The sequence below is a fragment of the Novosphingobium clariflavum genome, from assembly GCF_026420865.1.
Taxonomy (GTDB): Bacteria; Pseudomonadota; Alphaproteobacteria; order Sphingomonadales; family Sphingomonadaceae; genus Novosphingobium; species Novosphingobium clariflavum.
In genome coordinates, this window is the sequence record NZ_JAPCWC010000111.1 from 1 (window position 1) to 493 (window position 493).

General features: G+C 63.3%; 1 protein-coding gene. It reads right to left on the reverse strand.

What is annotated here, in order from left to right; all coding sequences use genetic code 11:
• Window positions 1-117: 117 nt before the first annotated feature.
• A partial coding sequence (locus OKA11_RS24510; RefSeq protein WP_267225253.1) for a DUF308 domain-containing protein occupies window positions 118-493 on the reverse strand: 376 nt, incomplete at its 5' end.

A 493-nucleotide genomic window follows, 5' to 3' on the forward strand; every position in this document is an offset into this window, starting at 1 on the left:
TGCAGCTTTCAGCATGACGCCAAACGAGTGTCGGCGGGTTCTATTCGGGATGCTGCGGGAGAAGCCCCGAAAGTTGTTTCCAAAGCTCGGGGCCCTTTTGGCCTATGCTGCCCTTGATTAAGTTGCAGCTCCGACGGGCCCACTCCGCCGAAGCCTCAGCCCGAGCGCAAGAAGGATGGCGCCGGCGATAATCGCATAGGAGCCGATGACCCAGGCGGCCGAAGGCAGTGTGACGAGGGGGTCGACCACGAGCAGGACGATGATGATGATCCCAAGGACCACCGACGCTGCCCCGGACAGGCCCATCAGCCACTCCCCGACAATAGCCTTGCGCAAGCTCACGGCAGCGGCGATCTCGAGCGCCCCGGTGACGATCGCCCAGACCGCGAGCATGATCAGCGTCACGAGAGCGTAGCCAACCGTCATGGCCTCAGGCATGAGCGCGAAGAGGACCGCCGTCGCGATGCCGATAACCCCGCGGATCACATATGCC